This is a genomic window from Meiothermus granaticius NBRC 107808, assembly GCF_003574355.1.
GTDB lineage: Bacteria > Deinococcota > Deinococci > Deinococcales > Thermaceae > Meiothermus > Meiothermus granaticius.
On the sequence record NZ_QWLB01000083.1, the window covers coordinates 1 to 3131 of the forward strand.

4 protein-coding genes and 1 pseudogene are annotated in these 3131 nt (G+C 60.6%); 2 read left to right on the forward strand and 3 right to left on the reverse strand.

Annotation, left to right across the window (positions count from 1 at the left end):
* A pseudogene (locus Mgrana_RS16920) lies at window positions 1-451 on the forward strand (E3 binding domain-containing protein); the annotation flags it as partial.
* A gap of 124 nt (window positions 452-575) precedes the next feature.
* On the opposite strand, the gene Mgrana_RS16480 reads toward Mgrana_RS16920, so the two are convergent.
* The 3 genes from Mgrana_RS16480 to Mgrana_RS16490 form a co-directional block, all read right to left on the reverse strand.
* On the reverse strand, window positions 576-929 hold the full coding sequence (locus tag Mgrana_RS16480) for a hypothetical protein (RefSeq protein WP_119358662.1): 354 nt from the start codon (window positions 927-929) through the stop codon (window positions 576-578).
* A complete protein-coding gene (locus Mgrana_RS16485; protein ID WP_119358663.1) occupies window positions 926-1414 on the reverse strand; it encodes a hypothetical protein in 489 nt (162 codons plus the stop codon). Before Mgrana_RS16485 ends, Mgrana_RS16480 begins: the two co-directional genes overlap by 4 nt.
* A gap of 95 nt (window positions 1415-1509) precedes the next feature.
* Entirely contained in the window at window positions 1510-2010 is a 501-nt protein-coding gene (locus tag Mgrana_RS16490) for a hypothetical protein (protein WP_119358664.1), read from the reverse strand.
* Between the two features lie 121 nt (window positions 2011-2131).
* Here Mgrana_RS16490 and Mgrana_RS16495 point away from each other — a divergent pair.
* Window positions 2132-3131 (forward strand): PEGA domain-containing protein (locus Mgrana_RS16495; RefSeq protein ID WP_119358665.1); only part of this gene is annotated, 1000 nt, incomplete at its 3' end.

Below are 3131 nucleotides of genomic sequence, written 5' to 3' on the forward strand. Positions count from 1 at the left end.
GGCCTGGCAGCGGCTGGTTCAGGTGAAGCCTGCCCTTGAGGCCAGCGCCACCCTCTCAGAGGCCTGGCGCACCGAGGTGGGCCTGTATGCCCTGCTCTACCGTGCGGTGGACAAGGCCCTGGCCGATACCCAGCTCCCCCTGCGGGCGGCTAAGGGAAGCCTCGAAGGGGAAGCGCTGCGGAGCCACCGGGTCATGCCCACCCAAACCCTGCGGGGGGCCCTTGACGCCCTGCAGGATGCGCATGAACCCGGCGAAGGGCTTACCGTGCTCTCCCTGCTGGATAGCCCCTTCGATCAGGTGGTGTTCCCTGGAACAGCCTTGCTGACCCTGGGCCGGGCCGCAGGAGACCATGCCCTGCTTTCGCTATCGGGCGAAATTCCCCCGCAGGAGGCTGGGGTTTTGCTCGAGCGGATCGGGTACTACCTCGAGCGGCCCATCCTGCTGGCCTAAATTTCCCCGCAGTCAATCCCCCCGCCGAATCAGTCAGCGGGGGGATTTGCCCAGTACTCCTATTGCGCCCTTCGCAGGCGGCCACGGTTCTGTTCAGGACAAAGCTATACGGGTGAAGAGCGCTCTAATAGGAGCAAGTATCGGCCATGGTTCCGCGCACAAACAGCGTGGCACTGCGCCCGCTGGCTTCCCAGGTGTAGGTTCCATCGGTGTAGGCATACCGTGGGCTGGTGCGGGTTAGGGTCAGGGTGTGATTGGCCCCATTGTAGAAGATACTGACCTGATTGTTGCCCAAGTACGAGACCGAGAGCCTCCCCCCCCGGCACATATAAGTGAATGAGCCAGAAGAGGGCGGTGGAACAACGGTTGCGCTGGATACCCCATCATCGGTAAGAATCAGGCAGGAAGGAAGCAAGAGCACAAGGCTCAGCAAACCCAGCATTCGGATCATGGTGATATTCTCCTTCAGACGTTTCATGGACAGCCACTATATACCGGGAAGCTGGTATTTTGGGTTACCCCTCCCACGCTGATGGTCACATACGCAATACCGGTTTGGCTGGTTGGGGGCAAGGGAACAGGGGTGGGGGTAATGCTCTGGGGCTTAGCCGCACTAAACGGGGAAGTTCCCGGGGCCCAAGTCAAATCCACCACGACCTGATTGCCCACTACCGACACCCCAGGCCCGGGAACGTTGCGGGTAAAGGTATAGGTGGGGCTGGTTGGAGCCTGGCCGGTCCAGTTTTCGATAATGGTGGGCACATCGCTGAGGTTGGTGTAGACAAAGCTGTACTCGATCTGGGTCGTACGGTTGTCACAGATCACCGGCTGGTTGTTGGAAGCCAATACATAATTGCTGGTGTAGGTGAAGTTGCGGGCCTTGGGGGTCGAGACCACAACCACACAGCTCGAGAGTACTGCCACCAGGCCAGCCAGCACTATGGGAACTGTAAACTTTTTCATACATTCCCACCTTACACCGAAGCCCCTAGGCAATTTAAGGGGCAACCCACTTAACTAAGTGCTTGATTAATAGAGTCCGGCCAATTAGGGAACCTTCAGAACCGATAGCCTAGGCTCAGGGCCAGGGTTGGGGTCAGCCCCACCGCATTCACGTTGCCAAGGTCGGCAGTGGCCACGAACACCCCGCCCTCGAGCCCTAGGTCGAGGTTCCGGTCCAGCACCCAGCGGTAGCCACCGGTCAGGGCCAGCGTCCCCACAAACACCCCCAGGTTGTTCTGGGCCAGGAGCCCTACCCCCCCACGCACCGCCCCAAAGAGGCCACGCCAGTCGGGCTCGAGGTACACTACCCCCCCAAGCTGGAGGTTGAACCCCCAGTAGGGCGGGGCATATAACCCCCCAAGCCCAAGGGTGTAGGCCAGGCTACCCCGGGGAAAAACTACCGCGGTATAGTCGGGAACCTCCAGCTCGAGGCCCACCGTGCCATATCCTGCCGCCAACCCCAAACCGCTGACGGCCCGCAGGCTGCCAAACTGAGCCAAAACCGGGGTGATCATCAAGATCGCCAGGGCCGCGAGGCCATATACATACCGCTTCATCCCCGCTATCTTAACCCCTCGCGCTGCCGCGTTAGATGAATGGCTCTTGCTCAAGGCTTTTTGAACTGGCCTAAAGATGTCTGGGGCTCGGAGACAGTACACTTGATCCATAAGGAGGCTTATGCGAAGAATCTTAGCGTTGTTATTTGGTCTGGCCCTGGCCTCAGCATTCGCCCAGGTGCGCCCACAGAGCATCATCGTCAATCCAGTACCTCCTAACGATCTCCAGGTAAAGGTCTGGGTGGACAAAGATCCCGGCAAGACCGGCGACCCGGTCTACAACTTTGGGGAGAACATCGAGATCTCCGTACAAGTCACCCAAGACGCCTATGTCTACCTCTTCGGGGTGCGCTCCACCGGCGAAATTGACGGCATCTTGCCCAACGCCTACGACCAAAACAACTTTCTGCGCGCGGGAGAAGTGCGTACTTATCCCTCCAACGCCCAATACACCTTCACCGTTAGCCCCCCCGCCGGGCAAGACCGGGTGTTGGCCGTGGCCAGCCGTACCCCGCTGGATGTGAGCGATATCATCAACATTCAGACCGGGCAAGCCAAAATTCGGGGTGCGGACAACCTGGCCCGCTCCCTCTCGATTGTGGTTCGCCCCATTCCCAGCAGCGATTGGGTCACCGACGAAGCCTACTACATCGCAGGCAACTACACCCCACCTCCCCCACCGCCGCCCGCTACCGGCACGCTCTCGGTGGGCGCAAACATCTCCGGGGCGAATGTGCTGCTCAATGGACGCAGCGTGGGGAACACCCCCATCAACCTGACCCTCAACCCCGGAACCTATACCCTCGAGGTGCGCCGCAGCGGCTACACCCCCTATCGCATCTCGGCTACGGTGCAGCCGGGCCAGACCACCCAGGTCTACGCCCAGTTGCAACCCCTTGCCCCACCCCCCCCACCCACCGGAACCCTGGTGGTCAACTCCAACGTGCGCGGGGCCGAGGTACTTCTGAACGGTCGCCGGGTTGGGTTCACCCCGCTCACCCTCACCCTCAACGTCGGGAACTACAACCTCTTGGTGCGCCGCGGAGGGTATAGCTCCTTCAGCACCAGCTTCTACCTAGCACCCGGCTCTACCGCCCAGATCAATGCCAACTTGCGTAACC